The organism is Ruegeria sp. CDSC002, from assembly GCF_059610905.1.
Genome location: NZ_JBXWOM010000004.1, coordinates 94,167 through 118,443, shown reverse-complemented (window position 1 = coordinate 118,443; position 24,277 = coordinate 94,167). Strand labels below are relative to the sequence as shown.

Sequence of the window (24,277 nt, the reverse complement as noted above, 5' to 3'; positions counted from 1 at the left end):
GGAAAACCTCAAATGTTTAACGCAAAGAAACCGAGCCTCGAAGAATTACCGAGCTCAGCCCAGCTTCTTCGATCCACGATAATCGCTGCTATCAGCGCCGTGGCGATACTCGTTGTGGTCGTTTTGCCTGCTGAATACGGGATTGACCCAACGGGCGCAGGCCGCGTGCTTGGCCTGACTGAGATGGGCGAAATCAAGCAGGAACTGGCAGATGAAGCAGAGCAGGATCAGCAAGTTCACGGGGCGGATCAGTCATCGAACTTACTCGATGACATCTTCGGTCTGTTCGTTGGCACAGCACACGCTCAGGAGGCGTGGCAGGATACAATCACGTTCATGCTCGAACCGGGTGAGTTCACCGAGATCAAGGCAACCATGGAAGAGGGGGCGACCCTATTCTACGCGTGGGTGGCCGAAGGTGGTCGGGTCAACTTCGACCTCCATGCACACGCGGGCGACCAAAACGTGACCTATGAGAAAGGGCGCGGTCAAACCGAAGGCGAAGGTAGTCTTGAAACTCCTTTCGCCGGAGATCACGGCTGGTTCTGGCGCAACAGGGACGATGAGGCGGTAACGGTGACGCTTCAATTGCGCGGCGACTACAGTGCTATAGTCCGGTAGGATTAGGTCGGAGAACTGGGCGCGCCTAAAACTCTAGGCGCGCCGGTGAAAGCCGACCTTGGCGCAAGCGCAGCGAATTGGTGCTTTGTCCGCATTGCGGTCTTCGTCGATCCGGATTTTGATTGGCGGGTTTCGCGAGCGCCGCATGAATTGCAGCGTCATAACAAACCGCGTACGTCGCAGTAGGGGTGTTATGTGAAGCGATCTCTGGTTGTATTATCGCCCATCTGAGTCCTCATCACTCCAGTGCCCCAATTCATAAATGCCCTGTTTTTTCATACGACGTATAAAAGCAAGGTAGTTTATCATCCGGTCGACCTCATCCATGTCTCCAGTGGCATAGGCGACTGCAATCATCTTGAACTGAGCTTCAGAATCCTCCGCTACTTTTTCGTCACACCGATCCGCACTATTTTCAGTCCCAAATGAAGCGGTCCGTGCTTTGTACACTTCACCCCTCATCTCATTGAGGTAGGCCTTCTTACTGAGTTCGGGGGTGTTCTCGCCCAACTTAACCACGGCCTCCCAAATTGGATTGAGGCGTTCAAAAAGATCATTTCGACCATCAGTCATGTCTCTTCACCTCGCAGTTTAACAATTGCTTGTAGTTGGCCTTTAGGAAAAACTGACAGCGGCCTCCCGCGTTCGCCACGTGGCAGATCAGCAGGAACGGGCGCCTTCGGCTTCTGATCTGCAAGTCAGCCCTGATTTTCCCAATAGGGAAGTCAGGATCATTGAAATCGGTCTAGGTGCTTGGTGAAGGAAGTGAGGCAAAAATGGCAAGGTTCTGTAGCTGGTGGCAGAACTATGTGTCGCTTCACAAAAGCACTGTGGAACGTCACTGATCTTTGACTCTATCGACAGCCAAAACCTCAATAAATCGGTCAATCACGTCATTCAATTCTGACCCAAACATCAAGCATTTCTGTCCCAGCTATAACGGCATCCATCGATGGACGATACCGACAAGAACAATGACAGGCATAATTTACTACCGCTACGCTTACAAACCAGTGCTAGTTATTGGATTGATATTCCCGGCATAATGTTTCCAATTTTTAGGCGCTTGATGCGAAACTATTTTGGAAACTATCGATTGTTTCCAACGGCTATTATTAGGTCATCTGGTCGTCTACGGCGTTGCGAAACCGTCGCGCCAGATAGTCTACGAACGCTCGAGTTTTCGGCGCTAAATTGCGCCTTTCGGCAAACATTACGACAATATCTGTGCTGGGTGGCGCGTATTTCGGCATGACATGGATGAGTTCCCCGGATTCGAACTTCCGGTTTGCAATGTAGCTAGGTAGTCGCGCGATACCGATGCCAGCCAGTGCCGCTCGAAAAACGACATCAGTGCTGTTCCCCTCAAAACTTCCCGTTGCTTCAAATTTTTCGCCCACACTCGGTTTGATGCTGTTCCAAGCGTTCCGTTGGCTTCTCCCGGCAACCCGCAAGCAATTGTGCTCAGCCAATTCGGTAAAATTCGACGGTGTTCCAGAACGCTCAAGGTATTCAGGTGAGGCACATAGCACCCTTCGACTCTGCATAATTCGCCTGATGACCATATCTGGGTTTTTGCGTTGTTCAGCAAAGCAGATCGCCACGTCAAACCCTTCACTGCGAAGATCAATCTCCCGGTCGGTTAAATCCAACGATACTTGAACTTCAGGATTCTCCTCCATGAATTCAGGCAAGGCGGGGATCAGCTGTGACTTTCCAAAGGCAACCGTGGATGCGACTCTGAGCACTCCGCGCGGGACACCATCAAAGCTAAGGATCATCGCCTCGGCTTCTTTGAATTTGTCAGCCATCGCTTTGCATTTTTCGTAGAATGCTAGGCCTTCCAGTGTTGGAGAGATACCCGTTCTGGTGCGATTCAGAAGGCGGTAGTGAACCTGATCTTCAAGCAACCCGATCTGCTTGCTCACAGCCGACGGGGTTTGCCCCATTGATCGTGCAGCCGCAGATATGCTTCCTTGCTCGACCACTGTCGCAAAAATTAACATTTGCGCAGAAATATCCATGTCATGACCCTTGCTGTTCCAATCTGGCATGGGGCCTATGCCAGATTGCCAAATTGTGAGCGCTACCAAACAGACGTATCTCTGCATTGCAGCATAAATACTGCACTGCAGCAACGGACGAGGCAATATCATGGCAATTACACGATCAAACAGCGCGCTGGATGTCGTATTCGAAGCTGGCCGCACATTCTTTCATCAAAAACTGGACGCGATGCGAAAGGCACAGGCCAAACGCAGGGTTTATCGCGCAACGTATTATGAGCTCTCGGTGCTATCTGACCGCGACCTAACAGATCTGGGCATTCCGCGCAGTAGCATCAAAAGACTTGCTATGGAGACTGCATATGGCTGCTAACGCCCAAACGGCTGGTACAGATCGTGTTCACGCCATCGCCCTATCAATCAGCTTCCTGGCGAGGATCGGAGCCACGGCAAATGCGGCCTTTAAGGCGTTTCAAACGGCCCGGATGCTCTCCACACTTTCGAATATGAACGACCATCAGCTCGCTCAGATCGGAATCTCGCGATCCGATATCCCAGAATATGCCGCAAAATTGATGGCTACCGAATAGAGAAATAGACCCTCAGAACAAACGATTGAACGGAATTTGCTGGTCCTCGCTCCTCCCAGAGTAAGCCAGCAAGAGCGGCGGCGAAAAAGCCAACAGGGAGCGCCAACGCAAAGGGCCAGCATTTTCATCTCCTCCCGAAAATGCTGGCCCAAACCAATCTGCCAAGCAGGAGCTCCGAAAAATGAGAGGTAGGAGAGACATCATAACAGTCTGGATTACCGTCACCATCGAGATGAAGATGTGAAGCTGGAATGCGTATGTGACGCCGCAAAAGATCCCGCTGCGTGCCCACAATTTGTTGAATTCAGTGGTTGTCTCGAGGCAGTGACTTGCGCGCGATGTCGCGATAGGCGTCAGCATTGCGTAGGTTCATACCCTTGTGAAAAGGTTGCACGAGATCACGGAAATACTGTTGCCAAGGAGATTGGCTTTCGGGCACGGGATATCCGCCGTTTTGGATTAATTGGTCTTTGCGCCGTTCAAGTTCCGCGTCGGAAATCAGAATGTTGACTGTGCAGGTGTTAAGATCAACGCGGATCCGATCCCCTGTTTGCAGAACTGCTAGGCCACCATTGTCGGCAGCCTCTGGCGCAGCGTTCAGGATTGATGGCGAGCCAGAAGTGCCAGATTGGCGCCCATCACCTATGCAGGGTAATTCCTGAACTCCTTGCTTCAAGAGATAGGATGGCGCACGCATATTCACGACTTCTGCTCCGCCGGGATACCCTTTGGGACCGGTTCCGCGCATAACGAGAATACAACGGGTGTCGATATCCTGAGATGGGTCATCAATGCGCTTGTGAAAATCTTCAGGTCCATCAAAAACAACTGCGCGACCCTCAAACGCGTTGGGATCATCGGGATTGGTAAGATAGGCTTTTGCAAATTCTGAACCGATGACACTGGTTTTCATCAACGCGCTGTCAAATAGATTGCCCTTTAGGTTGATGAACCCTGCCTTGTCTTTCAGCGGGGCATCAACAGATTTAATGACGTTGGAATTTGTGCTGCGCCGGCGCGTGCAGTTGTTGGCTATGCTGTGCCCGTTGACAGTTTTGGCCTCTGCATGAGGTAGGCGACCAGCTGCAATCAGCTCTGCGATCACGGCAGGAACACCGCCAGCGCGGTGGTAATCTTCGCCGAGATATTCGCCTGCGGGCTGTAGATTGACCAAAAGTGGCACATTGTGCCCCAAAGCCTGCCAGTCATCATTGTCAAGCGGCACACCTAGATGGCGCGCAATAGCATTTAGGTGAATAGGCGCATTGGTGGATCCACCAATGGCGGAGTTAACCACGATAGCATTCTCAAAAGCCGCGCGCGTCATGATGTCAGACGGGCGCAGATCCTCCCACACCATTTCAATGATGCGTTTTCCGGTCTCATAGCTGATCTGACCGCGTTCGCGGTACGGGGCCGGAATGGCCGCCGCGCCTGGTAGCTGCATGCCGAGTGCTTCGGCCAAGCTGTTCATCGTGGTGGCGGTTCCCATGGTGTTGCAGTACCCCACCGAAGGAGCAGAGGCTGCGGCGATTTCCATGAATTCATCAGAAGAGATTTCTCCGGCAGCGAGGCGTTCGCGGGCTTTCCAAATAACAGTGCCGGACCCTGCCCGCTTTCCCTCGTACCAACCATTCAGCATAGGTCCTACAGAAAGAGCAATGGCTGGAATGTTGACTGAAGAAGCTGCCATCAGAAGCGCAGGTGTGGTCTTGTCGCAGCCAATCATCAACACTACGCCATCTATCGGGTAGCCATAAAGCGATTCAACCAAACTGAGATACGCCAGATTGCGGTCGAGCATGGCGGTGGGGCGTTTGCCGGTTTCCTGAATGGGATGGACCGGCACTTCGATGGCTGTGCCTCCTGCTGCGATTATGCCGTCACGTACCCGTTTGGCAAGTTCCAGGTGGTGGCGGTTGCAGGGGCTTAGGTCGCTGCCCGTCTGTGCAATTGCGATGATCGGTTTACCGGATTGCAGTTCTTCGCGCGTGAGCCCGTAGTTTAGATAACGTTCCAAGTAGAGCGCGGTCATTTCCGGATCATCCGGATTTGCGAACCAATGCCGCGATCTGAGGTCTTCGGGCTTCATACGTGGCATACGTGCCTCCTAAGTCTTGGTCTTGTGCCGACTAGAACTTTCGACCCGTGATCATACCAAACATCGCGAAAAGCGTATTCTCATAGTTAAACAGCTTGCCAACCCAAGCTTGGCTGCCTTGAAGCATTGAAAACGCGCCTCCCAAAATTCACCACTAACAAACTATGGCAGGCCATCGCGCACCTGAGACAAAGCGTCCTTTGAGGCAGCTGCCATCAAGCGGGCGTCCGAAGCGATTGTGACAAACTGGAATCCCATTTCAATGCGTTTCAAGGCGTATTGCGGTGTCCCGTTATGGCAACCTGCGAATTTTCCATATTCTTTTGCCTTAGCGGCTATCATTTCAATGGCCTCGGCAACAGGAGCTTCGACCTCATCGAATGACGGTCGACAACCCAGTGCTAGGGAAAGATCGGAAGGTCCAATGTAGACGGCGTCAAGACCCGGAACCGACAGTATTTCTTCAAGGTTGTCGAGACCTTCCAGCGTCTCGATCATTGCGAAGACGACGATCGTGTCATTGGCATGCTCTGGGTAGTCTGAACCACCGTACAAGAGGCCCCGGATCGGCCCAAAGCTCCTTGTTCCTTTGGGAGGGTAGTGCGTCCAGGCCACAAGGTTCTCAGCATCTTCGCGGCTATTGATCATTGGACAAATAACACCGTACGCTCCGGCATCTAGCACTTTCATCAAAATACCGGGCTCGAGCCACGGTACGCGCGTTACTGGGACGGTATCGGTTGTCGAAATCGCAGTGAACATCTCGACCGCCTTCTGGTAGTCGATTACGCCATGTTGGATATCAACAGTAAGTGTGTCCCATCCTTGATGCGCCATGGTTTCGGCTGAGAAACCGCTTGGGATCGACAGCCATCCGTTGACTACAGGCCGCCCAGCGGCCCAATGCTCTCTAATTTTGTTTGGTCGCATCGGTTTACCTTTTCAGAGTATCCACACATATGGCCTGATCGTATTTGTTCTATTCCTCAAGAATGCCCTGACCACAAAAATCCCCGCCCTGATAAACTACGGATACGTCGTCGATTGCAGGTTGGATGCATTCGGCATCGATACGGGCGCGAAACGCCTCAGAGTTGTCTTTTGGCTTCCATCCCAAAAAGCCTGTCTCACGATTGTCCCACCAGGATGCGTCGTTGTTCGAGGCACCGTAGATAATCGGGCATCCCAAACGCGGAATCGTGAAAACACTCTCGATAAGAGATTTCAGATCATCGTAACTCAACCACGTTGCAAGCATGCGATGGTTCTTTGGTTCCGGAAACGATGAACCAATGCGGACAATTGCTGTCTCTATATTGAATTTCTCGAAGTAAAGCCGTGCGAGAGCTTCTCCGAAGACTTTTGACACTCCATAAAGACTATCGGGCCTTACCTGTGCATTGGCATCAAGCCGCGTTGTCTGTTCATGAAAGCCAATCGCGTGATTTGAACTGGCAAAAAATATCCTTGGTGTAACCGACGATTTTCGGGCCGCTTCATAGAGATTGAATACACCGTCGATATTGGATTGTTTTATAGTTTCCCAGGGCGCTTCGATCGATTGCCCCCCCATGTGAACAATCCCATCGCACCCTTCAACCATGGCCTCAACCGCATCTTTGTCGCCCAAGTCACAATACACAATTTCTTCATTTTCACCGGCAGGGCCCACATCCTCGCGCGCGCCAAGGCGAATGGTGGTGGCGAGGCCGTGCAAGCGAGACCGACAAACCGCCCCAAGGTTGCCATCAGCACCCGTTATCAAAAGTTTGTTTAGCATTTTGTATATCTCACTTTTTGCAGGCAGCGTTTAATTCGCTATAGATTGGAAGCCGTAGAGTTTTTCGGCGTTTTCTACGAGAGCGAGGTGACGCGCGCGGTCATCAGGAAACCAGTTTAGAACAGTATCGAGCAATGCGGCGTCGTTGGGGTAGTCTGTGGTTCTAGTCGCTGTGTTGTGAGGAAAATTTGTCCCCCATACAATGCGTTCGGGGGCATGGGTTGCCATGACCTTCGAAACCTCGGCTACGTCTGAATAATCAGATCCACCTTCAAAGGAAGACTCATAGCAACCGGCAAACTTGAACCAGCATCTACCGCCGTCGACAAGGCGTTTGAGCATGGCGACTTCATCGCCATCAGGCACGACGCCCCTTAAGAATTTGCCATGGTGGTCAAGCACCCATCTGGATCGCAGTTTTGAGAGCCTATCGACATGGTCCGAAATGTCCGAGCCATCGAACTGAATTGCAATCATCCAGCCCGCGGCAAAAGCACGGGCGTCGACCTCTTCGAGCTGACTGAGCCCAACCGCGCCCCCTGGCAGATCCACGATACGCGTCCCGACGACCCCTCCATCCTTGAGCATTTCAAGTTCTGCTTCAGAGGTTTCACCGTCAATGGCGGCCACGCCACGTGCCACGTCCCTGGTTTCTTTGAGCGCCGCCAGCAAATTCGCATGGTTGGCGTGATGTGCATTTCCTTGTGTGATGACAAACCTGTCAATGCCAAGCCAGCCCATGACTTGTCTGTACTCTGATAACCCAGGCTGGCCCTCTGGCAGATCAGGACCTCCTGGCAGTGCTGGAAACCCGGAAAGATAGACGTGAAGGTGTGTATCAATGGCGCCTGCAGGCAGCTTGGTCTCAGGGGCACGGCCAGAGAAGCTGCGTTCGATCATTCGGGTTCTCCCATGGCGAACTCTGCCAATGCATCACGATTGATCTCAATACCCAGACCCGGTTTGTTCGGAATTGCGATCACGCCGTTTTCATGTTCGATCGGGTGGGTGATTATCGCCTGCCTGAATGGGTTATGCGTCCGATCAAACTCAAAAATCGGTTCGATTGGATCACGCCGTGGTGGGTCTGGTAACAGGGCCGAAACAAACTGGAGGCTCGCAGCGATTTGCACTGCCGTTCCCCAAACATGCGGAACAACACGTACGCCGTGAAGAGCCGCCATATCAACGACCCGGCGCATCTCCGAAAAACCGCCAGTGCCACACAAGTCTGGCTGGGCAATATCGATACATCCTGTTTCCAGGGGCTCGCGGAACGCGAACCTACCATGCCAAGTCTCGCCACCAGCAACCGGAATAGGCTGACCAGCGCGTACGCGACGATACGCGTCAAGTTGTTCCGGAATGACTGGTTCCTCGAACCAATCGATATCGAACTCTGCCGCACGGTTGCCCAGAGTGATCGCTTCTTGGATCGAGTACCCGTGATTTGCGTCGATCATCAGACGAGTATGCGTTCCGATCGCTTCACGCACCGCTTTGATGACTGCAAGATCTTCTCCCACCCCAAAGCCAATCTTGATTTTAACTGCGTGGAACCCTGCAGCGACATGGGCTGCGCATTCCTCGGCATTGTCCGAAATACGATCGACCCCGTCGCGCCGGAAAGACCCGGTGGCATATGCCTTTACTTTGTCCCGAACACGTCCTCCGAGAAGCACCGAAACCGGAACGCCAAAGTGGTGACCCTTGATATCCCACAAAGCGACATCAATTCCTGAAAGTGCGGTCATTGTGAGACCGCGCTGCCCTTGGTCTCGAAGGAGATTATACAGGCCTTGCCAGAGAATTTCCGTATCCAGCGGATTGCGGCCAATCAAATAGGGCGCATAGGCCTTTACGATCGCAGCGTTTGGCTGAGCTGGCCCCAGGCATTCTCCCCAACCCGTTGTTCCGTCGTCACAGATAATCTCGACCAAAACATGTTGGCGTCGCGTGAAACGAGTTGCTGCGCTCTCGAAGGCGGTCTCAAGCTTGTAGTCAAGAAGATGTGTATGGACCTCGGAAATCTTCATTTACACACCTCCAACTGGGCAGCGTCCCGAGCCAGGGTCTCGATACCCGCCCAATCGGTCGCTGCGATAAGATCTTTGGGCGCCACCCAACTGCCTCCAGCGCAAACCACATTCTGCTGCGCCAGATATGAGCCTGCATTGGCCGCGCTGACCCCACCTGTAGGACAGAAGGAAACCTGCGGCAAAGGCGCGCCAATAGCCTTGAGTGCCGATACTCCGCCCGAGGCCTCGGCTGGAAAGAACTTGAGCATATCATAGCCGCGCGCCAAAAGACGCATCGCCTCAGACGCAGTCGCGGCCCCGGGCAGGAGCGGCAATCCTTCGGCTTCACAAGCCGCCAGCAGTTCATCGGTTGCCCCCGGAGAGACACCGAAGGTAGCGCCCGCCTCTTTGGCAGCCCGAACATCTTCGGGGGTTATCAGTGTGCCAGCCCCCACATGCCCACCCGGGACGCCGCTCATGACCCGAATAACCTCGAGAGCGGCAGGAGTGCGCAATGTGACCTCCAGCGTGGGTAAACCGCCTGCGATAAGCGCCTCGGCCAATGGTCGGGCTGTTGTGACATCATCAACCACCAAAACCGGCACAATTGGCGCGAGTGCACAGATTTCTCGGGCCCGTAAACTCGCTGCCTTTGGAGAAATAGTCATCTGGATAAGCTATCCTTTTGGTGGGTGAGCCCTGAGGCGAAATGCGTTCGTCCCAGTATTAGACAATAGGTGATCGCGATTCAGACGTCAGTCAGAGAGCCGTGCGCGCCAGACCTTAAATCGTTCAAGAACGTCTGGGTCGGTTGCAGGATAAAGTCCGATTACGGGGGTGTTTTTTCGTACCTCTTCCAGAACAAAGCGTTCGAACAGCTCCATTGGGCCTGCCTCGATCGCAATGTCATCGGCAAGGTGACGTGGGATAATCATGACACCATCGCTGTCACCCAGAACGATGTCACCAGGATAGACCGCCACACCGCCACACCCGATTGGCAATCCGACATCAACCGCATGATGTTTCGTAAGGTTGGTTGGGGCAGACGGTTTGGCAGCAAACACTGGCATCTCTAGTGCGGCGGCACCGTCGGCATCGCGAATGCCACCATCCGTGACGACGCCCGCTGCTCCGCGCATTTCCAGTCGCGTCAAAAGGATCGAACCGGCCGAGGCCGCCGAGGCATCCTGCCGACAATCCATGACCAATACCGCGCCTTCCGGACATGTCTCCACGGCCACGCGCTGCGGGTGATCTGGCTCACGAAACGCCTCGATTGGGTCGGTATCAGGTCGCGTCGGAATGTAGCGCAGCGTAAAGGCCGGGCCGACAAGAGTGGACTTGCCCTTGCCCAATGGGGCAACGCCTTGAACATAGGCGTTTTGGTAACCGCGTTTGTAAAGCAGCGTGGCCACGGTTGCCGTGCTGACCTTTGACAAGCGATCAAGCGTATCGGGATGCAGTTTGATCGTTTTGGCAGGCTGAGGGTTCGGCATGGGCTGGATCCTTCTGCTAAGGCTGTGGGCAACTGTCGAGCAGGCTTTGGTTGATGGGAACAAGGGCACCTTTGCCTTGCACGACATGCCCTGCCAGTTTGCACGCCAGCGCTATGCTGTCTGGCAAGGGTGTATCTGCTGCCAGCCCCGCCAGAATGCCAGCGTTGAAACTGTCACCGGCAGCAGTCGTATCCACAACCGAAGCCAGAGGCGGAACATGGACAGAGCCCTCTGCGTCACCGGTACGATAAAGGACCGTTTCTGCGCCATTCTTGACAACGATCGTTTCCGCGCCCGCGCTTGCATAGCGCCGCAAAGTGGCCGCAGGGTCCATGTCGCTGAACCAACGTGCCTCGTCCTCGAACGATGGCAAGGCGATATCGCTAACGGCCGCCGCCTGCATGATAGTATCGGTCATCTCGGACGGGCTGTCCCAAAGATGCGGGCGTAGATTGGGATCAAAGGCAATCCGTTTTCCATCGCGCCGCGCCGACCGAGCAGCGTCGAGCAAGGCGGCGCGCCCTTCAGGGTCCAAGATTGCCAGAGTGATACCCGAGAAATAGATGAGATCTGATTGCGTCATGGCATGGGCGAGTGCTTGCTTGTCTTGCGCCAACAGACGTGCGGCTGACTGACCACGCCAATAGGTGAAACTGCGCTCCCCGTTGTCCAGCGTGATAAGATACAACCCCACAGAACGGTTTGGCACGATCCGCACCTGCTGGGTATCCACCCCACTTTCGCGCATGGCACCCAGCATCCGGGACGAGATGGCGTCGTCTCCGACGGCGGTAAAATAGGACAAGGGCGTTTCGGGAGTGAGTTGGGCCAGATACCAAGCTGTATTGAACGTGTCTCCGGCGAACCCCATCTGAAACGTGCTTGGCGCGTCAGTAGGGGCCATTTCGGCCATACATTCACCAATCGAGAGAATACGCATAGTCCGGTGTCCAGTACTTTGAAGGTTGACGAACAGTAGCGTTTGACACTTACGCCAACTGTGCTGCTGCGATCACGAGAACAGCATCCCACCATTGATATCAACATTGGTCCCGGTCAGATAAGCCGAGTCCTCGCTTGCCAGAAACGTCACGAGGTTCGCAACATCCTGAGACTGGCCTTGCCGCTTGAGCGGCGCAGCAGCTTCTAGCCCGCGACGGCCTGCATCGGGAGTATGGATGTTATGGAAATCCGTGTCGATCATGCCCGGGCAGATTGCATTGACCCGGATATCGGGGCCCAGTTCCCTTGCAAGACTACGGGTGAACGTCATGACCCCGCCTTTTGACGTTGCATAAGCCGCCGCACCCGGGCCACCACCGTCGCGACCCGCCTGACTGGCGATGTTTACAATGGCCCCGGATTTCATATGCAGCAGTGCCGCTTTGACCATAAGAAACGTGCTGGTCAGGTTGAGATCCATGACAGCCTGCCAATGCTCAAGCGACATCTCGGTGATTTTCTTGCGCGCGATCAAACCTCCGGCATTGTTCACCAGAATGTCCAGGCTGCCATAGGTATCGACCGTCTTGGCGATCAACGCATCGACCTCTTCGGGTTTGTTCAGGTCGCCTTGCATTGCAAACGCCTGTCCACCGATCTTTTTGATCTCGGCTACGGTTTCCTCGGCGCCAGCACTACTGGCGAAGTAGTTCACCGCGACATTCACCCCTTCGGAGGCGAGTTTGACAGCGCAGGCGCGCCCGATATCGCGGCCACCACCCGTGACAATTGCGGTCTTTCCCTGAAGTCTCATGGTTGCTCTTTCCCGTTCAATTGGTGCTGCTATGCGTGACTGATAGATCTGACGCTAAAGCTTGGCAAAATAGTCGAAGATTTCCGGCACGTTGCCGTCGCCCATGCCTGCGTCCGCGGCTGCCTGAAGGTTGTTCGCGGTTCCTTCAGCGATCTCGGCACGAGTGCCCACGTCCTCGGCCAGCTTCAGGAAGTAACCAAGATCCTTGTTGGCGTTGTTAATCGAAAACCCCAAATCGCTGACACCATCAACCGCGTAGTTCTTACAAAACTGCATAAAGGGGGAATTGGACGGTCCAGCTGACATGATGTCAAAAAGCTGCTGTTTGTTTACCCCTGAGCGTTCAGCCACAGCAAAGGCTTGGCTCATGGTGCAAGCTGTCGTCATGCCCATATAATTGTTGATGAGCTTGGTCACATGGCCCGCACCCAGTTCGCCGAGGTGAAAGACATTTTCCCCCAGTACATCCAGGACAGGTTTCACCTTCTCAAAGGCGGCTATATCGCCCGCTGCCATGATGTTCAGCAAACCATCCTTGGCGTGCGCCGGTGTGCGTCCCAGCGGCGCATCAATCATACCAGCACCTTTTGCGGCCAAGTCTGTGCCGATTTTGCGTGTGGACGCTGGGATCGAGGTGCCAAAGTCAATGACCACAGCACTATCTTTGATGCCTGCCAGGATGCCGTCATCGCCGTAGATCAGGCTTTCGACGACATCCGATGTTGTTACACAAAGCATCACGATATCGCTGTTTTCAGCAAGCTCTCGTGGCGTTGTAACCTCTACAGCACCGCGGTTGACTGTTGCTGCGACAGCTTCCTTGTTCCGACCCATAACAACCAGATCAAAACCGTTGTTTTGCAGGCACTCTGCCATGTTGCCGCCCATAAGACCGAGGCCGATGAAACCGATGACGGGTTTTGTCATATCTGACTCCTTAAACTCTTTCTAATTAGGCTTCGCAGAGCGCCGTGACCCCTGCCTGTGCAACTTTGAGATCCTGAGCTGGTGAGCCCGAGCTAACACCAATCCCGCCAACCACCTGTCCGTCGACCGTCACGGGAAGGCCACCTGCAACGGTCACCATTCGTCCGCCGAGCGTTGAGGATATTCCGTGTGCGGCCATGCCAGGCTGATTTGCTTCACCAAGAGCATCGGTTCCTTTTTGGATACCGGTTGCAGTGAAACTCTTGTCGATGGCCAAAATGATGCTGGTAATCTTGCCACCATCCATCCGTTCAAACGCGATGAGGTTGCCGCTTTCATCTGTGACGGCAATACACATCGGCACGCCGATTTCCTGCGCTTTGGCTCGCGCTCCTGCGATCAACTTGCCCGCGTCATCGATGTCCAGGCGTCTTATTGTCAGCATCGCCACATTCTCCTTTGATTTACGGGCCAATGATCAGGTTCGGCAGCGTCAGCGATATTGCCGGTACAAAAGTGATCAGCATGAGCGCGGCAAAGATGGCGAGGTAGAAAGGCCAAATCGTTTTGACCGCTTTCTCCATCGGTAGTTTTCCAACCGCACACCCCACAAAGAGACATGTCCCGACAGGTGGCGTGCAAAGACCAAGACCGAGGTTCACCAAAAGGATCATGCCGAACTGCAGCGGGTCGATACCCAGCATGTTCATCACCGGCAGGAAAATCGGTGTGCAGATCAGGATCAACGCGGCCATGTCCATGATCATCCCCAAAAGCAACAGGACAGCATTGATCATTAACAAGATCAGGATCGGGTTTTCTGTGATACCCAACAGGAATTCGACCGTTTTCGTCGGCACCCGGTTGAACGTCAGCATATAGGCAAAAGCACCGGCACAGGCGATCAGAATCATCACCATAGAAGTTGTGCGTACCGAAGAGATAACGGCAGTTTTAAAGTTTTCCCAGGACAGGCTACGATAGACAACAAGCGTCACGACAAAGGCATACATTGCCCCGAACGCGCCGGATTCAGTCACCGTAAAGACGCCTGACAAGACCCCTCCGACAATAATCACGGCCGTCAATAAACCCGGAATCGAACCCACAAAAGCAATGGCAAGTGCGGTCCAACCTGGAAACTGCTCGGCCTGATAGCCACGCTTGACCGCTACGACGTACGCTGCAATTGCAAGGCAGCAACACATAAGGACGCCGGGCACAACGCCAGCCAGAAACAGTTTTGAGATTGAAACAGCACCGCCCGTTGCAAGGGCAAAGATGATCATGTTGTGGCTGGGCGGAATGATGATCCCGGCAATTGATGACGTCACTGTGACGTTCACGGCATAGTCGGCATCATAACCTTTGTCTTTCATCACCGGGATCAGGATCGACCCAAGGGCCGAGATATCGGCAATCGCCGATCCGGAAATGCCACCAAACAACATGGACGAGAAGACATTGACGATGCCAAGTCCACCGCGCACAGCGCCTACGGCGGCCTGCGCAAACCGAACCAACCGGATCGCGATACCACCGTGAAACATAAGCTCGCCCGCAAAGATGAAGAACGGGATCGCCATTAGGGAAAAGACGTTGATCCCCGACACGATACGCTGGAATCCAACAAACAGCGGTAATCCTTCAAACCAAAAGGAAGCCAATGCAGCGATACCAAGGGCGTATGCCACTGGCGCACCGATGATGACACAAAGGGCAAAAACCCCCAACAGAATCATGAGTCCCATGACTATCCCTGATCTATGTTGTCTTGGCGTTCGTCTCGGCCCAGAAACAGGCGGATCAGATGGCCAGTGGAAAAAAGGAACACCAACGCGCCGCTGATTGTCAGTGGCAAGGAACGCAAGCCCTCTGACCATTGGATGAGCGGGATCAGGGTGTTCCATTTGAATTTGGTCAACTCGATTCCGTACCAAAACATCATGCCACCGAAACCTGCCATCAGGACATCAGAGACCACGACGAAAACCGTTCGCACAGAGGGCGGAACTATATTTCGAAATACGACAACAGAGAGGTGCGTGTGATTGTGCACGCCCGCAGCCGCACCGAGAAACGCGATGACCATGACCAACAGCAGTGAAACCTGCTCGACCCAAGTGGGCGTGTTGTTCAGAACGTAGCGGCCAAATACCAGCCAGGCAAAGATCGCCGTCATTACAACAATGGCAACGCCAGACAGCAACATGCAACCTCGTGCGAGCAGATCAAGAATCCTGTCCATGTTGCGCATGGCGGCAGGTGGGGTATCGGGCTCTTGCATTGGGATTCCTCTGAGACAAAACGCCCGGCATCCAATTGGTGGAGCCGGGCGCTCAAAGTTGGACTGTTACGACAACTTATTCAGTGGCTTGCGCCATTTCTACCAACGCTTTCATGTCAGGATTTGCAGCCAAGTAGTCTGCATAAACCGAATCCATTGCGGACTGGAATGGGCCTTTGTCAGCGATTTCATTGACTGTGATACCAGCCGCTTCGACATCTTTACGCGCTTGCTCAGAGCCGATTGCCCAAAGCTCACGCTGGACCAATGCGGCTTCTTCTGCTGCACCGCGCACAGCGGCCTGCAGTTCAGGAGACAGCGCATTGAATTTGGCCGTGTTCACGCAGATGCACTCGGGAATAATCAGGTGCTCGGATAAAGAATAATTTGTGGTCACTTCAAAGTGGCCGACATTTTTGAATGACGGGAAGTTGTTTTCCGCACCATCAACGACGCCGGTTTTCAGCGCTTGCTGAACTTCGGAGAAAGCCATTGGAGACGGGTTCCCGCCCATAGCTGAAATCATCGATGTATAAAGATCGTTGTTCATCACACGGATTTTCAGACCTTCGACATCTGCGGGAGTATTGATCGGCTTTTGGCTGTAGAATGAACGCGCACCGGCATCAAACCATGCCAGTGGCAGAACACCTGCTTCACCCATCGCAGCTGAAACAACTTCACCGGCATCGCCATCCAGCACACGGAACATGTGCGGCACATCTTTGAAGATGAAAGGAAGCGATACAAGATTAGCTTCTTTCACCATTGGGCCAATGGGACCGAGGTTGAAGTTACCGACCTCGATTGCGCCGATACGAACCTGTTCAAGGGCATCCGGTTGGGAACCAAGAACACCACCGTGGAATACATCGACGGTAACCTCGCCGTCTGTAGCAGCGTCAACCAGTTCAGCAAACTTGTCCATCGCAGCCGTGTTGGGATGGCCGTCGTTGTGGATGTTCCAGGCCCGCCAGTTTTCGGCTGAAGCTGACGTTGCGATGAATGCCACAGCGGTCGCAGTTGCAAAGAACGATTTCGTGAAAGTCATGGGTTCTCCTCCCCGATTAATTTTGGACAGGATTTGGCTTTCATGGAATTTCAGAGACCGTAAGCCACGTAGCTTTCGATTTCCCCCAAGAACCAGAATCGCTGCTGCCCCTAAAGGGACACTAGTATCCAAGTTATGTCAACTGTAGGCTTTTAGTATGTCAGATTGCTTGACAGTCGAAAGCGCAGGGCATTTGATAGGTGACAGGCCTACATTGGTTCACTCAAGCAAAATAAAGTAGAATAATTATTTTATTTCAATACTCTAACAGTGGACCATTAAATTGAAACGTGACTAAGATAGAGGGCGCGAGCAACATACCGTGGAAAATATTGTCAGACGAACCACAACCGATGCGGTCTATGAAGCGCTACACGACGAGATCGTTTCGCTTGAAATTCTTCCCGGTACAAAACTATCCGAAACTGAGGTAGCCAGCCGATTCGGCGTATCACGCCAACCTGTTCGCAACGCATTCACAAGGCTCGGCAACGAAGATCTGCTCTTAATACGACCACAAAAGGCGACCGTAGTTCGAGGATTTTCTATGGAGCGTGTGGCTCTCGCTCGATTGGTTCGAATGGCGGTGGAGCTGGAGATCATCCATCGAGCAATGGAAGTCTGGGACGCAACACGTGAAGCAAAGCTTGCAGAAAACCTCGCCTTACAAGAGCAGGCGATCAATGACGGTGATCTATCTGCGTTTCACGCGCTGGACTATGATTTTCACAAACTGATCTACGTGCTCAGCGGCAATCCTATGGCATTTGACGTGATGCTGGAATCAAAGCAAAAGGTTGACCGGCTTTGTATGCTCAGCCTTGAAAAGGGCAGTGCCGCAGACGCCATCCTCGCCGATCACCGAGAGATTGCACAGGCCATGGCGGCAGGAGACCATGACCAAGCGCAAGCCGCTGTCAGAAAACACCTGTCCCGCCTCGACGAAACCATCGACTTCATCCACAAGACGCACCCAGGCTACTTTGAGTAACCGAGGCCATGCGATCTGGTGGTCTCAGGCCGTTCCTCGTTCCGGACGATCATTATCAATATTGAATTTCATGCCGTCCAAAAGCTCTTCCAAATCGGGACGTGCCGCAGGGCCGTTAGAGATATCGGCCAGCATCAGTGTTCCATTCGGACGGATAGCAAACGCGCCAGGTTCGGCGAACAGACCCGTCGTTTCTGCACCAGACAGAGGCGATGACACGTAAAGACCAAGCGCGCGCATTTGCGCTTCAGTCATTCCATAGCAAAGATCAAAATCCCAGCCGAATTCTGCTTTGTCTGCCGCAGCTTTTTCTTTGGTGTCGGCAGAGACAACAATAACGTCCATAACGTCAGCCCATGCCGACAGCGCCGCATTCAACTTGTTCAAAAAACGCTTGCAGCGCGGACAATGCTTGCCTCGATAAACAAACAGAATGGTCCAGCGGTCTTTTTGTTGACCGATCAAAACCTTGTCCTCAGACCCTAGCATTGAAAAGTACATTTGCTCGATTTGCGCGCCGACATTTGGTTTGGCTGAGGTCATAAGTTGTTCCTTTGCTCCGTAAATCATGGCTTGGCGCAGATACCGTTAGCTTATTTCATGTCACGTCAAGGCAACGATTGAAACCCAGATCGCGGTATCATTCGGTGCTTGAAAGGCACGCTCGGTCTAAGATCGCCGTTGGTTAACGAGGAATCAACGATACCTACCCGCCGTCACTCTACGGCCCTCATTGCAGCCGGGCTTCTAATGCCGCAACAGGTGTGAGCGCAACCAGCTACCTGTATTAGATTCAACGCGACCTGATCACCTGTAGCCCTCAAGAAACCTTTACAATCGAGACAAGAACGATCAAACGACCAGCCTGGTGAAATCCACCACGTCACCGATACCACTTAACTGTAAGCGCGAAGAACTGCTGCGTAAGCACTACCTGCAACCGCAAAAGTCCGCTTAGTCGGCATTGCAGCTGCCGCAGAGCCGCGTTTCGAATGGCAAGTTTTTCGCAGCCGTTGGGTGATTGGCGGCAAAATTACAAACCACAAACGTCGCAGTTGGGGTATTATGTGAAGCGATCTCTGGTTGTATCATCGCCCACCTGGACCCTCATCACTCCAGTGTCCCAATTCGTAAATACCCTGTTTTTTCATACGACGTATAAAAGCAAGGTAGTTTATCACCCGGTCGACCTCATCCATGTCTCCAGTGGCATAGGCGACTGCAATCATCTTGAACTGAGCTTCAGGATCCTCCGCTACTTTTTCGTCACACCAATCCGGACTATTTTCAGTCCCCAATTAAGCGGTCCGTGCTTTGTCTACTTCGCCCCTCATCTCATTGATGATAGACCCTCATACTGAGTTCGGGGGTGTTCTCGCCAAACTTAACCACGGCCTCCCAAATTGGTTTGAGCCGTTCAAAAAGATCATTTCGACCATCAGTCATGTCTCTTCACCTCACAGTTTAACAAATGCTTGTAGTTTGCCTTTAGGAAAAACTGGCAACGGCCTACGCACATGAAATACTTGTAACGTTCCGTTGCCTGTAAACTGCCCTGACTAAAGGGCCTCTCCGGTTGCCAGAGCCGATGCACAAATTCTTTTGCAAAGCCGTCCTATTCCCTCCGATTGATTTTGAAGACCCAGTCCGATATCCAGTCCGGCTGCGTGTTCAGTGTCAAAGCAGAGCCCAGCCCAAGACCAGCAAACCAAACGATGGAGGGTGCCATGTAGTTCTGAAACTGCATGAAAGGCCAAAGACATGGCCCACTACAAACGCAAACGTCCCCGCACCGTGCCTGGGAACGGGTACTCGCTCTTGGGTCTGAGCCGTCGTCTCGGAAAAGACCTGGATGATGTCCGGTGGCTCGGCAATTGGCCGCGCGGCCACGACATCATCTTTCACACACGTCCAACAAGACTCAAATCCAAGGCCCTTGCGCTTGGCATCCTGAAAGGCGCTGATCCTAATGACATTGCTTGGCCGGATAGCCGCAAACCCCATCACTACTACTGGTGAGCATGCACGGCGGAGCATCAGCTTGTCTCCGCCACTTGCTTTTCTTGGTTCAAACAGTCGTTGGTATTTTCGGGTTGGTCTGACGTGTAACCCCTCATCGTCAATTCCCCAACAATATCTCGTATCTCTTTCCGATACGCGCGAACAAACCCGGCCTCACAGCGGATAGTCTCGATTTCTCTTCGGTCCAACGCCCGAGCCAGATGGATCGCGGCAAGTTCAAACTGCTCAGCCATTTGACCCAGTGTTACATAACGCGCCTCAAACGCTTGCAGGCTTTGGGCCATGATATAACACCGGTTGTGCTGCGTGTCCGGGTTTCGCACCGTGACCTGACTAAGAAAGCCACCATCCCGCAACCGTCGGATCGATATCACATTCATTTTCAAGCGTGCCGCCGCATCCAAGAGCGGCAGGTCACCAGAAAATGCACGCTCCTGCCTCTCTAAGCCTTCAGCTTGATCGATCAGCATCCCAGCCAAACCTTCGACTTCTGGATCACGCGACACGCCGGTCAATCGACCTGCCGCCCAATCGGCGACAACGCGTGCCAAAGGAACCCGGCTCTTTCGGCTGAATTCCTTGAGTGGCAACCTACGACGTGTCGATGATGCTAACTGCAGATTCTCAAGACGGGTCATCTAGGTTTGCACAGAAGACGATGTCACGTAGCGCAGAGACGTTCCGAAACGATGAGCTTTCAAAACGTCCTGCCGGATCAGCGCTTTCACCTGGACCGGATGGATATTCAGCTAGGTCGCGGTGGATTTGATATTCTGCAGTCCAGACCAGAAATCGAGCACGGCGGCCAGATCCTCATGGCTGACATCTTTCATATCTGACAGCTCGCTCGCGTTTTGACCGCGAAAGTGGGCGAGAATGCCTCGCACCCGAACCTCGCCGACCCCATGTAGCTCCCGCGCGCGTTCTAGCGTGATGAGTTTGGGTGCTGAGATTTCCGTACCCAGAACTTTCGCACCGGTCTGCAGCGGATAATTCTCCCGCACAAAATCCTGCACCCAAGCCCTGAGGACTACTGTCGCCGGGTCCTCTTCAGTGTCTTTCAGCCAGGTATAGAATTCGCCCATATCTGTCGTGAAATAAGATCGCTTGGAGGAAGACCGACGCCTGGCACGGTCCAACTCAGATATCAGGGCTTCCGGCCCACTCTTCAAAACCTCGAACCCGGCCGACATGGCAGCACGCTCCTGTTCGAAGTCCAAGTCCAAACGACCGACGCCTCGAACCAGGGCGATTGACATTCCCAGTGTCAAACACGCCTGATGAAGACGCGTCAGGTCCAGTGGGTCCAACCAATCATCCGCGACCTCAAACTCGATACGGCGGCTTAAGTAAGTTTCAAACAAAGAACGTCGAAGCGTCTTTGCGTCTTGTGCGGCCTCAAAGATCAGATCCTTGTGGCGGGCCACCTGTTCAATCACGTCGTAGGTGAGATGCGCATGCGCCGCGTTGGGAAGCAGGAGCAACGGTACGCCATGTTTGGCACAGGTCCCAATCGGCAGCACCAACCACTCAAGAAGTTGAAACGCGTTCTCGGAGCCAGAAGCCTCCATGGTCTCCAAAATACATCGTGGACAAATGCGGATGGCCTCCTATTGCTTTTTGCAGTTTGACAGAATGGTACAATCGCAAATGGCGGCGGGCGCTCTTTCCCCTTACTTTCCCTTCGTGGGCCAGCGGCATTTGGACAAGCCAAACGCCCCTGGCCGTCAGGGTGAGGGCGCTGCCCTCCCCCTCGGGCAACCCTTTTAGTCAGGGCCGTGTCCTCGGCTTTGCCTGCGGGCCGCACCGCCCCTGTCGAATAACGTTGTCTCACCCCCTCCCGCGTTCGTGTGGAACGTCACTGATTCCTGCCTAAATCGGCGTCAAAAACCTCAACAAATGGGTAAATCGCGTCACTCAATTCCGACCCAAACGTCAAGCATTTCAAACCCAAAACGAGGAGCGAAATGACATCGAAGGTGCAGGAATACTCCCAAAGACGCTGTATGACACGTTCGAACCAGCCCCCGTTACCCGCCTCAAGCATGCGCGCGGTGCAAGGCCCACAGAGACTTTAATAGAGACCTGCGACCTTTGCCCTCAGTTTGATCAGTGATGCGACGGTATCGATTGTGGGCGTTGAGATACCCGTAAGGTGCCCCAGTTCTTGCACCGAAGTTACCAAGGCATCAATTTCCATCGGTCGGTGCAACTCCAAATCCTGCCACATAGAGGTTTTGTGCGCACCGACAGCCGCTCCGCCGTCGAGGCGTTTTTCAACATCTATCGGGAACTTTACACCAAGTTTTTCACCGACTTCCTGAGCCTCGAGCATCATTCCGCGTGCCACGGAGCGTGTGCCTTCGTCGGCACACAGGACATCAAGTGTTGAGTGGGTAAGAGCGGAAATCGGGTTGAACGACAAGTTACCCCACAGTTTCAACCAAATTTCATCCCGGATTCTTGGTCTGACGGGCGCACGCAGTCCGGCGGCGGATAGAGCAGCCGAAAGCTTGGCAGCACGGTCTGATTTAGTACCATCGGGCTCGCCCAACGAAAAACGATTGCCTTCGATATGCTTGATTGATCCTGGAGCTATGACCTCGGCGGCAGGATAGACAACACATCCGAGGACGCGATCTGGTCCAAAACCGTCCCACTGCACATTTCCCGGATCGACTGAAGCCAACCTCGTTCCCTCGTAAGGACCGCCTAGTTTGTGGAAGTACCACCAGGGCACGCCGTTCACTCCACTTACCACGGTTGTCTCGTCTGCAATCAACGGCTGCATTGAGTCTACGACCGCTGGGACGGAATGCGCTTTCAGTGTGATGAAGACATAATCTTGTGGGCCGAGATCGGCAGCATTGTCTGAAGCGCGTATTGGAACGCTGACCGGATCCTGCCCTTCCTCAAGAAGGGTCAGTCCTTTTTCCTGCATTGCCGCCAAGTGGGGCCCACGCGCGACGACACTGACTTCGGTATCGGTTTGTGCAAGTTTCGCGGCAACGTAACCTCCGATAGCTCCGGCACCAAAGATACAAACTTTCATGTGTCTAAGCCTTTGCCAGTCCCAATTTAGCAGCTAGTCCGATCCTTTGTATCTTGCCAGTCGCGCCTTTTGGAATTTCTTCAAGAATAACCACTGAATTCGGCACCTTGAATTTTGCGAGCCGCGCGCCAACAAAAGCCCTGACCTCCTGACCTTGGATCGTCGCGCCTTCTGAAAGCACCACAGCGGCCGCTATGTCTTCACCCAGTTTTTCGTGGGGAACAGCAAAACAAACTGCCTGAGCAACGTCTGGGTGGCTTAAGAGTACAGCGTCAACCTCAAGTGGGCTGATTTTCTCTCCACCGCGATTGATAAGCTCTTTAAGTCGACCGGTCAGTCGCAGATAATTCTCTTCGTCGAATGAACCCTGGTCACCAGTGCGAAACCAAGTTTTTCCGTCCACTTCAAAGAAATTGGCGGCATTTGCCTGCGGGTTGCTTTCGTATCCCGGCGTCACGTTCGGACCGCTGATAACGATTTCTCCGACGTCCCGCGAAGAGATCAGATTATTTTCGTTTTCGTCTGCAATTCTGACTTCGGGGCCTGCTGCTATTCCAACAGATCCGGGTTTTTGCGTTTGGGGAGTAAGAGGGTTGCAACACATTTGATGTGTCGCCTCAGTCATGCCGTAGGCTTCGATGACGGGCGCATTAAAAGTTGCCACCAACTCTTCCATTACCGGGCCCGGCAACGAAGCAGAAGAAGACCGAAGAAAGCGCAACCGCGACTGCTCTATGATCGATTGGTTTCGTGCAGCTCGGGCGAGGATAGCTTGGTGCATTGTCGGAACCGCGGTGTACCAGGTCGGGTCGACTTCAGCGACTTGAGAGAAAAAGCTAAGAGCGTTGAATCCGGGGGCGCAGCTAATTTGAGATCCAGCACCTAAAGACGCGGCAACAGCCGCAATCAACCCGTGGATATGAAACAGCGGCATAATACTCAGACAGCGATCGTCGATTGTCAGTTTCAAAGATGAAGCCACATTTCGCGCGGATGCGTAGATATTAGCCTGCGTCAGAGGAACGATTTTGGGACGCGACGTAGTTCCTGACGTGTGCAGTATCAGGGCGACATCGTCTTTACCCGGAGCGGATGTGTCAGCCGGGCCAATTGAGTCACAGGGCAAAATAGAAAACTGACCGGCCGAAAGTAAGCGATCTTGAGATGCCCTCAAGATAACAATGCCAAGGTCCCTAGCAGCTTTTACGGCAGGTCCATCTTCGTCTTCGTTTACGAGAAGGGCCTTGGCATTCAGATCCTTGAGGTAGAAAACGTATTCTTCGTAAGTGTACGCCGGGTTCAAAGGTGCCGTCGTCGCCACTTGGGCGACGGATATGAAGGCCGTCGCCATTTCGGGGCCATTGGGCAACACAATTGCCACTCGGTCGCCGCGACCTACTCCGATCTGATGGAGATCTTTTTTGACCTTTGCGCAAAGCTCTCGCAGCCCGAGGTAGTTCAACCAAGATCGACCTGGGGCACCTATAGCATTTGCTGTGCCAGAATGGGGTGCGATCAATTCGGCGACTAAGTGGGGCATCAGGGATCCGTTTACAAAAGCATTGGCCAATTTCGC

The 24,277-nt window shown here is 53.5% G+C and carries 26 protein-coding genes; 5 read left to right on the top strand and 21 right to left on the bottom strand.

Annotation, left to right across the window (positions count from 1 at the left end):
- Positions 1 to 12: 12 nt before the first annotated feature.
- Positions 13 to 621, top strand: coding sequence for a transmembrane anchor protein (locus AC2FJE_RS08990; protein ID WP_282170064.1), 609 nt, complete (start codon positions 13 to 15; stop codon positions 619 to 621).
- A 216-nt stretch (positions 622 to 837) separates the two neighbouring features.
- Here the strand turns inward: AC2FJE_RS08990 and AC2FJE_RS08985 are convergent, their stop codons facing one another.
- Entirely contained in the window at positions 838 to 1,194 is a 357-nt protein-coding gene (locus AC2FJE_RS08985) for a hypothetical protein (RefSeq protein WP_496760872.1), read from the bottom strand.
- 542 nt (positions 1,195 to 1,736) lie between these two features.
- The gene (locus AC2FJE_RS08980; RefSeq protein ID WP_496760871.1) at positions 1,737 to 2,645 is read right to left on the bottom strand and encodes a LysR family transcriptional regulator; all 909 of its coding nucleotides are present in this window, start codon (positions 2,643 to 2,645) and stop codon (positions 1,737 to 1,739) included.
- A gap of 130 nt (positions 2,646 to 2,775) precedes the next feature.
- On the opposite strand from AC2FJE_RS08980, the gene AC2FJE_RS08975 reads away from it, so the two are divergent.
- Together AC2FJE_RS08975 and AC2FJE_RS08970 are read left to right on the top strand one after the other, a co-directional pair.
- Entirely contained in the window at positions 2,776 to 3,000 is a 225-nt protein-coding gene (locus tag AC2FJE_RS08975) for a DUF1127 domain-containing protein (protein ID WP_282170067.1), read from the top strand.
- Positions 2,990 to 3,217, top strand: a complete 228-nt coding sequence (locus AC2FJE_RS08970) for a DUF1127 domain-containing protein (RefSeq protein WP_496755654.1) — start codon at positions 2,990 to 2,992, stop codon at positions 3,215 to 3,217. The genes AC2FJE_RS08975 and AC2FJE_RS08970 overlap by 11 nt, the downstream gene beginning before the upstream one ends.
- Positions 3,218 to 3,521: 304 nt before the next feature.
- Here AC2FJE_RS08970 and AC2FJE_RS08965 read toward each other — a convergent pair whose 3' ends face one another.
- The 14 genes from AC2FJE_RS08965 to AC2FJE_RS08900 form a co-directional block, all read right to left on the bottom strand.
- Positions 3,522 to 5,318, bottom strand: coding sequence for an IlvD/Edd family dehydratase (locus AC2FJE_RS08965; protein ID WP_496760870.1), 1,797 nt, complete (start codon positions 5,316 to 5,318; stop codon positions 3,522 to 3,524).
- Positions 5,319 to 5,480: 162 nt separating this feature from the next.
- On the bottom strand, positions 5,481 to 6,248 hold the full coding sequence (locus AC2FJE_RS08960; RefSeq protein WP_282170070.1) for an HpcH/HpaI aldolase family protein: 768 nt from the start codon (positions 6,246 to 6,248) through the stop codon (positions 5,481 to 5,483).
- Between the two features lie 49 nt (positions 6,249 to 6,297).
- Complete coding sequence (locus tag AC2FJE_RS08955) at positions 6,298 to 7,098, bottom strand: NAD-dependent epimerase/dehydratase family protein (RefSeq protein ID WP_496755656.1); 801 nt, start codon at positions 7,096 to 7,098, stop codon at positions 6,298 to 6,300.
- Between the two features lie 30 nt (positions 7,099 to 7,128).
- Entirely contained in the window at positions 7,129 to 7,998 is an 870-nt protein-coding gene (locus AC2FJE_RS08950) for an amidohydrolase family protein (RefSeq protein WP_496755657.1), read from the bottom strand.
- Complete coding sequence (locus tag AC2FJE_RS08945) at positions 7,995 to 9,134, bottom strand: mandelate racemase/muconate lactonizing enzyme family protein (RefSeq protein ID WP_496755658.1); 1,140 nt, start codon at positions 9,132 to 9,134, stop codon at positions 7,995 to 7,997. The genes AC2FJE_RS08950 and AC2FJE_RS08945 overlap by 4 nt, the downstream gene beginning before the upstream one ends.
- Positions 9,131 to 9,784, bottom strand: coding sequence for a bifunctional 4-hydroxy-2-oxoglutarate aldolase/2-dehydro-3-deoxy-phosphogluconate aldolase (eda, locus tag AC2FJE_RS08940; protein ID WP_496755659.1), 654 nt, complete (start codon positions 9,782 to 9,784; stop codon positions 9,131 to 9,133). Before eda ends, AC2FJE_RS08945 begins: the two co-directional genes overlap by 4 nt.
- Positions 9,785 to 9,871: 87 nt before the next feature.
- Positions 9,872 to 10,615, bottom strand: coding sequence for a ribonuclease activity regulator RraA (locus AC2FJE_RS08935; RefSeq protein ID WP_282120607.1), 744 nt, complete (start codon positions 10,613 to 10,615; stop codon positions 9,872 to 9,874).
- A gap of 16 nt (positions 10,616 to 10,631) precedes the next feature.
- The gene (locus tag AC2FJE_RS08930; RefSeq protein ID WP_496755660.1) at positions 10,632 to 11,555 is read right to left on the bottom strand and encodes a sugar kinase; all 924 of its coding nucleotides are present in this window, start codon (positions 11,553 to 11,555) and stop codon (positions 10,632 to 10,634) included.
- Between the two features lie 72 nt (positions 11,556 to 11,627).
- Positions 11,628 to 12,371: an SDR family NAD(P)-dependent oxidoreductase gene (locus AC2FJE_RS08925; RefSeq protein ID WP_496760869.1), complete on the bottom strand. Its 744-nt coding sequence runs from the start codon at positions 12,369 to 12,371 to the stop codon at positions 11,628 to 11,630.
- Between the two features lie 54 nt (positions 12,372 to 12,425).
- Complete coding sequence (locus AC2FJE_RS08920) at positions 12,426 to 13,298, bottom strand: NAD(P)-dependent oxidoreductase (protein ID WP_496755661.1); 873 nt, start codon at positions 13,296 to 13,298, stop codon at positions 12,426 to 12,428.
- Between the two features lie 25 nt (positions 13,299 to 13,323).
- The gene (locus tag AC2FJE_RS08915; RefSeq protein ID WP_058272448.1) at positions 13,324 to 13,743 is read right to left on the bottom strand and encodes a GlcG/HbpS family heme-binding protein; all 420 of its coding nucleotides are present in this window, start codon (positions 13,741 to 13,743) and stop codon (positions 13,324 to 13,326) included.
- A 19-nt stretch (positions 13,744 to 13,762) separates the two neighbouring features.
- The gene (locus AC2FJE_RS08910) at positions 13,763 to 15,049 is read right to left on the bottom strand and encodes a TRAP transporter large permease (protein WP_058272447.1); all 1,287 of its coding nucleotides are present in this window, start codon (positions 15,047 to 15,049) and stop codon (positions 13,763 to 13,765) included.
- Positions 15,050 to 15,051: 2 nt separating this feature from the next.
- Positions 15,052 to 15,585, bottom strand: a complete 534-nt coding sequence (locus AC2FJE_RS08905; protein ID WP_496755662.1) for a TRAP transporter small permease — start codon at positions 15,583 to 15,585, stop codon at positions 15,052 to 15,054.
- Between the two features lie 76 nt (positions 15,586 to 15,661).
- Entirely contained in the window at positions 15,662 to 16,636 is a 975-nt protein-coding gene (locus AC2FJE_RS08900; RefSeq protein ID WP_108862003.1) for a TRAP transporter substrate-binding protein, read from the bottom strand.
- 322 nt (positions 16,637 to 16,958) lie between these two features.
- Between AC2FJE_RS08900 and AC2FJE_RS08895 the strand changes: the two genes are divergently transcribed.
- Positions 16,959 to 17,627: a GntR family transcriptional regulator gene (locus AC2FJE_RS08895; protein ID WP_282120601.1), complete on the top strand. Its 669-nt coding sequence runs from the start codon at positions 16,959 to 16,961 to the stop codon at positions 17,625 to 17,627.
- 24 nt (positions 17,628 to 17,651) lie between these two features.
- Here AC2FJE_RS08895 and AC2FJE_RS08890 read toward each other — a convergent pair whose 3' ends face one another.
- Positions 17,652 to 18,170 (bottom strand): redoxin domain-containing protein, encoded by a 519-nt coding sequence (locus AC2FJE_RS08890; protein ID WP_496755663.1) that lies wholly within the window; start codon positions 18,168 to 18,170, stop codon positions 17,652 to 17,654.
- A 1,218-nt stretch (positions 18,171 to 19,388) separates the two neighbouring features.
- Between AC2FJE_RS08890 and AC2FJE_RS08885 the strand changes: the two genes are divergently transcribed.
- Entirely contained in the window at positions 19,389 to 19,646 is a 258-nt protein-coding gene (locus tag AC2FJE_RS08885) for a hypothetical protein (RefSeq protein ID WP_282171134.1), read from the top strand.
- 17 nt (positions 19,647 to 19,663) lie between these two features.
- Here AC2FJE_RS08885 and AC2FJE_RS08880 read toward each other — a convergent pair whose 3' ends face one another.
- The 4 genes from AC2FJE_RS08880 to AC2FJE_RS08865 all read right to left on the bottom strand — a co-directional run bounded on the left by AC2FJE_RS08880 (position 19,664) and on the right by AC2FJE_RS08865 (position 24,241).
- Positions 19,664 to 20,200: a hypothetical protein gene (locus AC2FJE_RS08880; RefSeq protein ID WP_496760868.1), complete on the bottom strand. Its 537-nt coding sequence runs from the start codon at positions 20,198 to 20,200 to the stop codon at positions 19,664 to 19,666.
- A 198-nt stretch (positions 20,201 to 20,398) separates the two neighbouring features.
- Entirely contained in the window at positions 20,399 to 21,220 is an 822-nt protein-coding gene (locus tag AC2FJE_RS08875) for a hypothetical protein (protein ID WP_496755665.1), read from the bottom strand.
- A gap of 503 nt (positions 21,221 to 21,723) precedes the next feature.
- A complete protein-coding gene (locus AC2FJE_RS08870; protein WP_496698264.1) occupies positions 21,724 to 22,701 on the bottom strand; it encodes a 2-dehydropantoate 2-reductase in 978 nt (325 codons plus the stop codon).
- 4 nt (positions 22,702 to 22,705) lie between these two features.
- Complete coding sequence (locus tag AC2FJE_RS08865; RefSeq protein ID WP_496698597.1) at positions 22,706 to 24,241, bottom strand: acyl--CoA ligase; 1,536 nt, start codon at positions 24,239 to 24,241, stop codon at positions 22,706 to 22,708.
- Positions 24,242 to 24,277 lie beyond the last annotated feature (36 nt).

Excerpts from the sequence above, each read along its gene's own strand:
- AC2FJE_RS08990 (WP_282170064.1), top strand. The coding sequence starts at position 13 with ATGTTTAACGCAAAGAAACCGAGCCTCGAAGAATTACCGAGCTCAGCC.
- AC2FJE_RS08985 (WP_496760872.1), bottom strand. The coding sequence starts at position 1,194 with ATGACTGATGGTCGAAATGATCTTTTTGAACGCCTCAATCCAATTTGG.
- AC2FJE_RS08980 (WP_496760871.1), bottom strand. The coding sequence starts at position 2,645 with ATGGATATTTCTGCGCAAATGTTAATTTTTGCGACAGTGGTCGAGCAA.
- AC2FJE_RS08975 (WP_282170067.1), top strand. The coding sequence starts at position 2,776 with ATGGCAATTACACGATCAAACAGCGCGCTGGATGTCGTATTCGAAGCT.
- AC2FJE_RS08970 (WP_496755654.1), top strand. The coding sequence starts at position 2,990 with ATGGCTGCTAACGCCCAAACGGCTGGTACAGATCGTGTTCACGCCATC.
- AC2FJE_RS08965 (WP_496760870.1), bottom strand. The coding sequence starts at position 5,318 with ATGCCACGTATGAAGCCCGAAGACCTCAGATCGCGGCATTGGTTCGCA.
- AC2FJE_RS08960 (WP_282170070.1), bottom strand. The coding sequence starts at position 6,248 with ATGCGACCAAACAAAATTAGAGAGCATTGGGCCGCTGGGCGGCCTGTA.
- AC2FJE_RS08955 (WP_496755656.1), bottom strand. The coding sequence starts at position 7,098 with ATGCTAAACAAACTTTTGATAACGGGTGCTGATGGCAACCTTGGGGCG.
- AC2FJE_RS08950 (WP_496755657.1), bottom strand. The coding sequence starts at position 7,998 with ATGATCGAACGCAGCTTCTCTGGCCGTGCCCCTGAGACCAAGCTGCCT.
- AC2FJE_RS08945 (WP_496755658.1), bottom strand. The coding sequence starts at position 9,134 with ATGAAGATTTCCGAGGTCCATACACATCTTCTTGACTACAAGCTTGAG.
- eda (WP_496755659.1), bottom strand. The coding sequence starts at position 9,784 with ATGACTATTTCTCCAAAGGCAGCGAGTTTACGGGCCCGAGAAATCTGT.
- AC2FJE_RS08935 (WP_282120607.1), bottom strand. The coding sequence starts at position 10,615 with ATGCCGAACCCTCAGCCTGCCAAAACGATCAAACTGCATCCCGATACG.
- AC2FJE_RS08930 (WP_496755660.1), bottom strand. The coding sequence starts at position 11,555 with ATGCGTATTCTCTCGATTGGTGAATGTATGGCCGAAATGGCCCCTACT.
- AC2FJE_RS08925 (WP_496760869.1), bottom strand. The coding sequence starts at position 12,371 with ATGAGACTTCAGGGAAAGACCGCAATTGTCACGGGTGGTGGCCGCGAT.
- AC2FJE_RS08920 (WP_496755661.1), bottom strand. The coding sequence starts at position 13,298 with ATGACAAAACCCGTCATCGGTTTCATCGGCCTCGGTCTTATGGGCGGC.
- AC2FJE_RS08915 (WP_058272448.1), bottom strand. The coding sequence starts at position 13,743 with ATGCTGACAATAAGACGCCTGGACATCGATGACGCGGGCAAGTTGATC.
- AC2FJE_RS08910 (WP_058272447.1), bottom strand. The coding sequence starts at position 15,049 with ATGGGACTCATGATTCTGTTGGGGGTTTTTGCCCTTTGTGTCATCATC.
- AC2FJE_RS08905 (WP_496755662.1), bottom strand. The coding sequence starts at position 15,585 with ATGCAAGAGCCCGATACCCCACCTGCCGCCATGCGCAACATGGACAGG.
- AC2FJE_RS08900 (WP_108862003.1), bottom strand. The coding sequence starts at position 16,636 with ATGACTTTCACGAAATCGTTCTTTGCAACTGCGACCGCTGTGGCATTC.
- AC2FJE_RS08890 (WP_496755663.1), bottom strand. The coding sequence starts at position 18,170 with ATGACCTCAGCCAAACCAAATGTCGGCGCGCAAATCGAGCAAATGTAC.
- AC2FJE_RS08885 (WP_282171134.1), top strand. The coding sequence starts at position 19,389 with ATGGCCCACTACAAACGCAAACGTCCCCGCACCGTGCCTGGGAACGGG.
- AC2FJE_RS08875 (WP_496755665.1), bottom strand. The coding sequence starts at position 21,220 with ATGGAGGCTTCTGGCTCCGAGAACGCGTTTCAACTTCTTGAGTGGTTG.
- AC2FJE_RS08870 (WP_496698264.1), bottom strand. The coding sequence starts at position 22,701 with ATGAAAGTTTGTATCTTTGGTGCCGGAGCTATCGGAGGTTACGTTGCC.
- AC2FJE_RS08865 (WP_496698597.1), bottom strand. The coding sequence starts at position 24,241 with ATGCCCCACTTAGTCGCCGAATTGATCGCACCCCATTCTGGCACAGCA.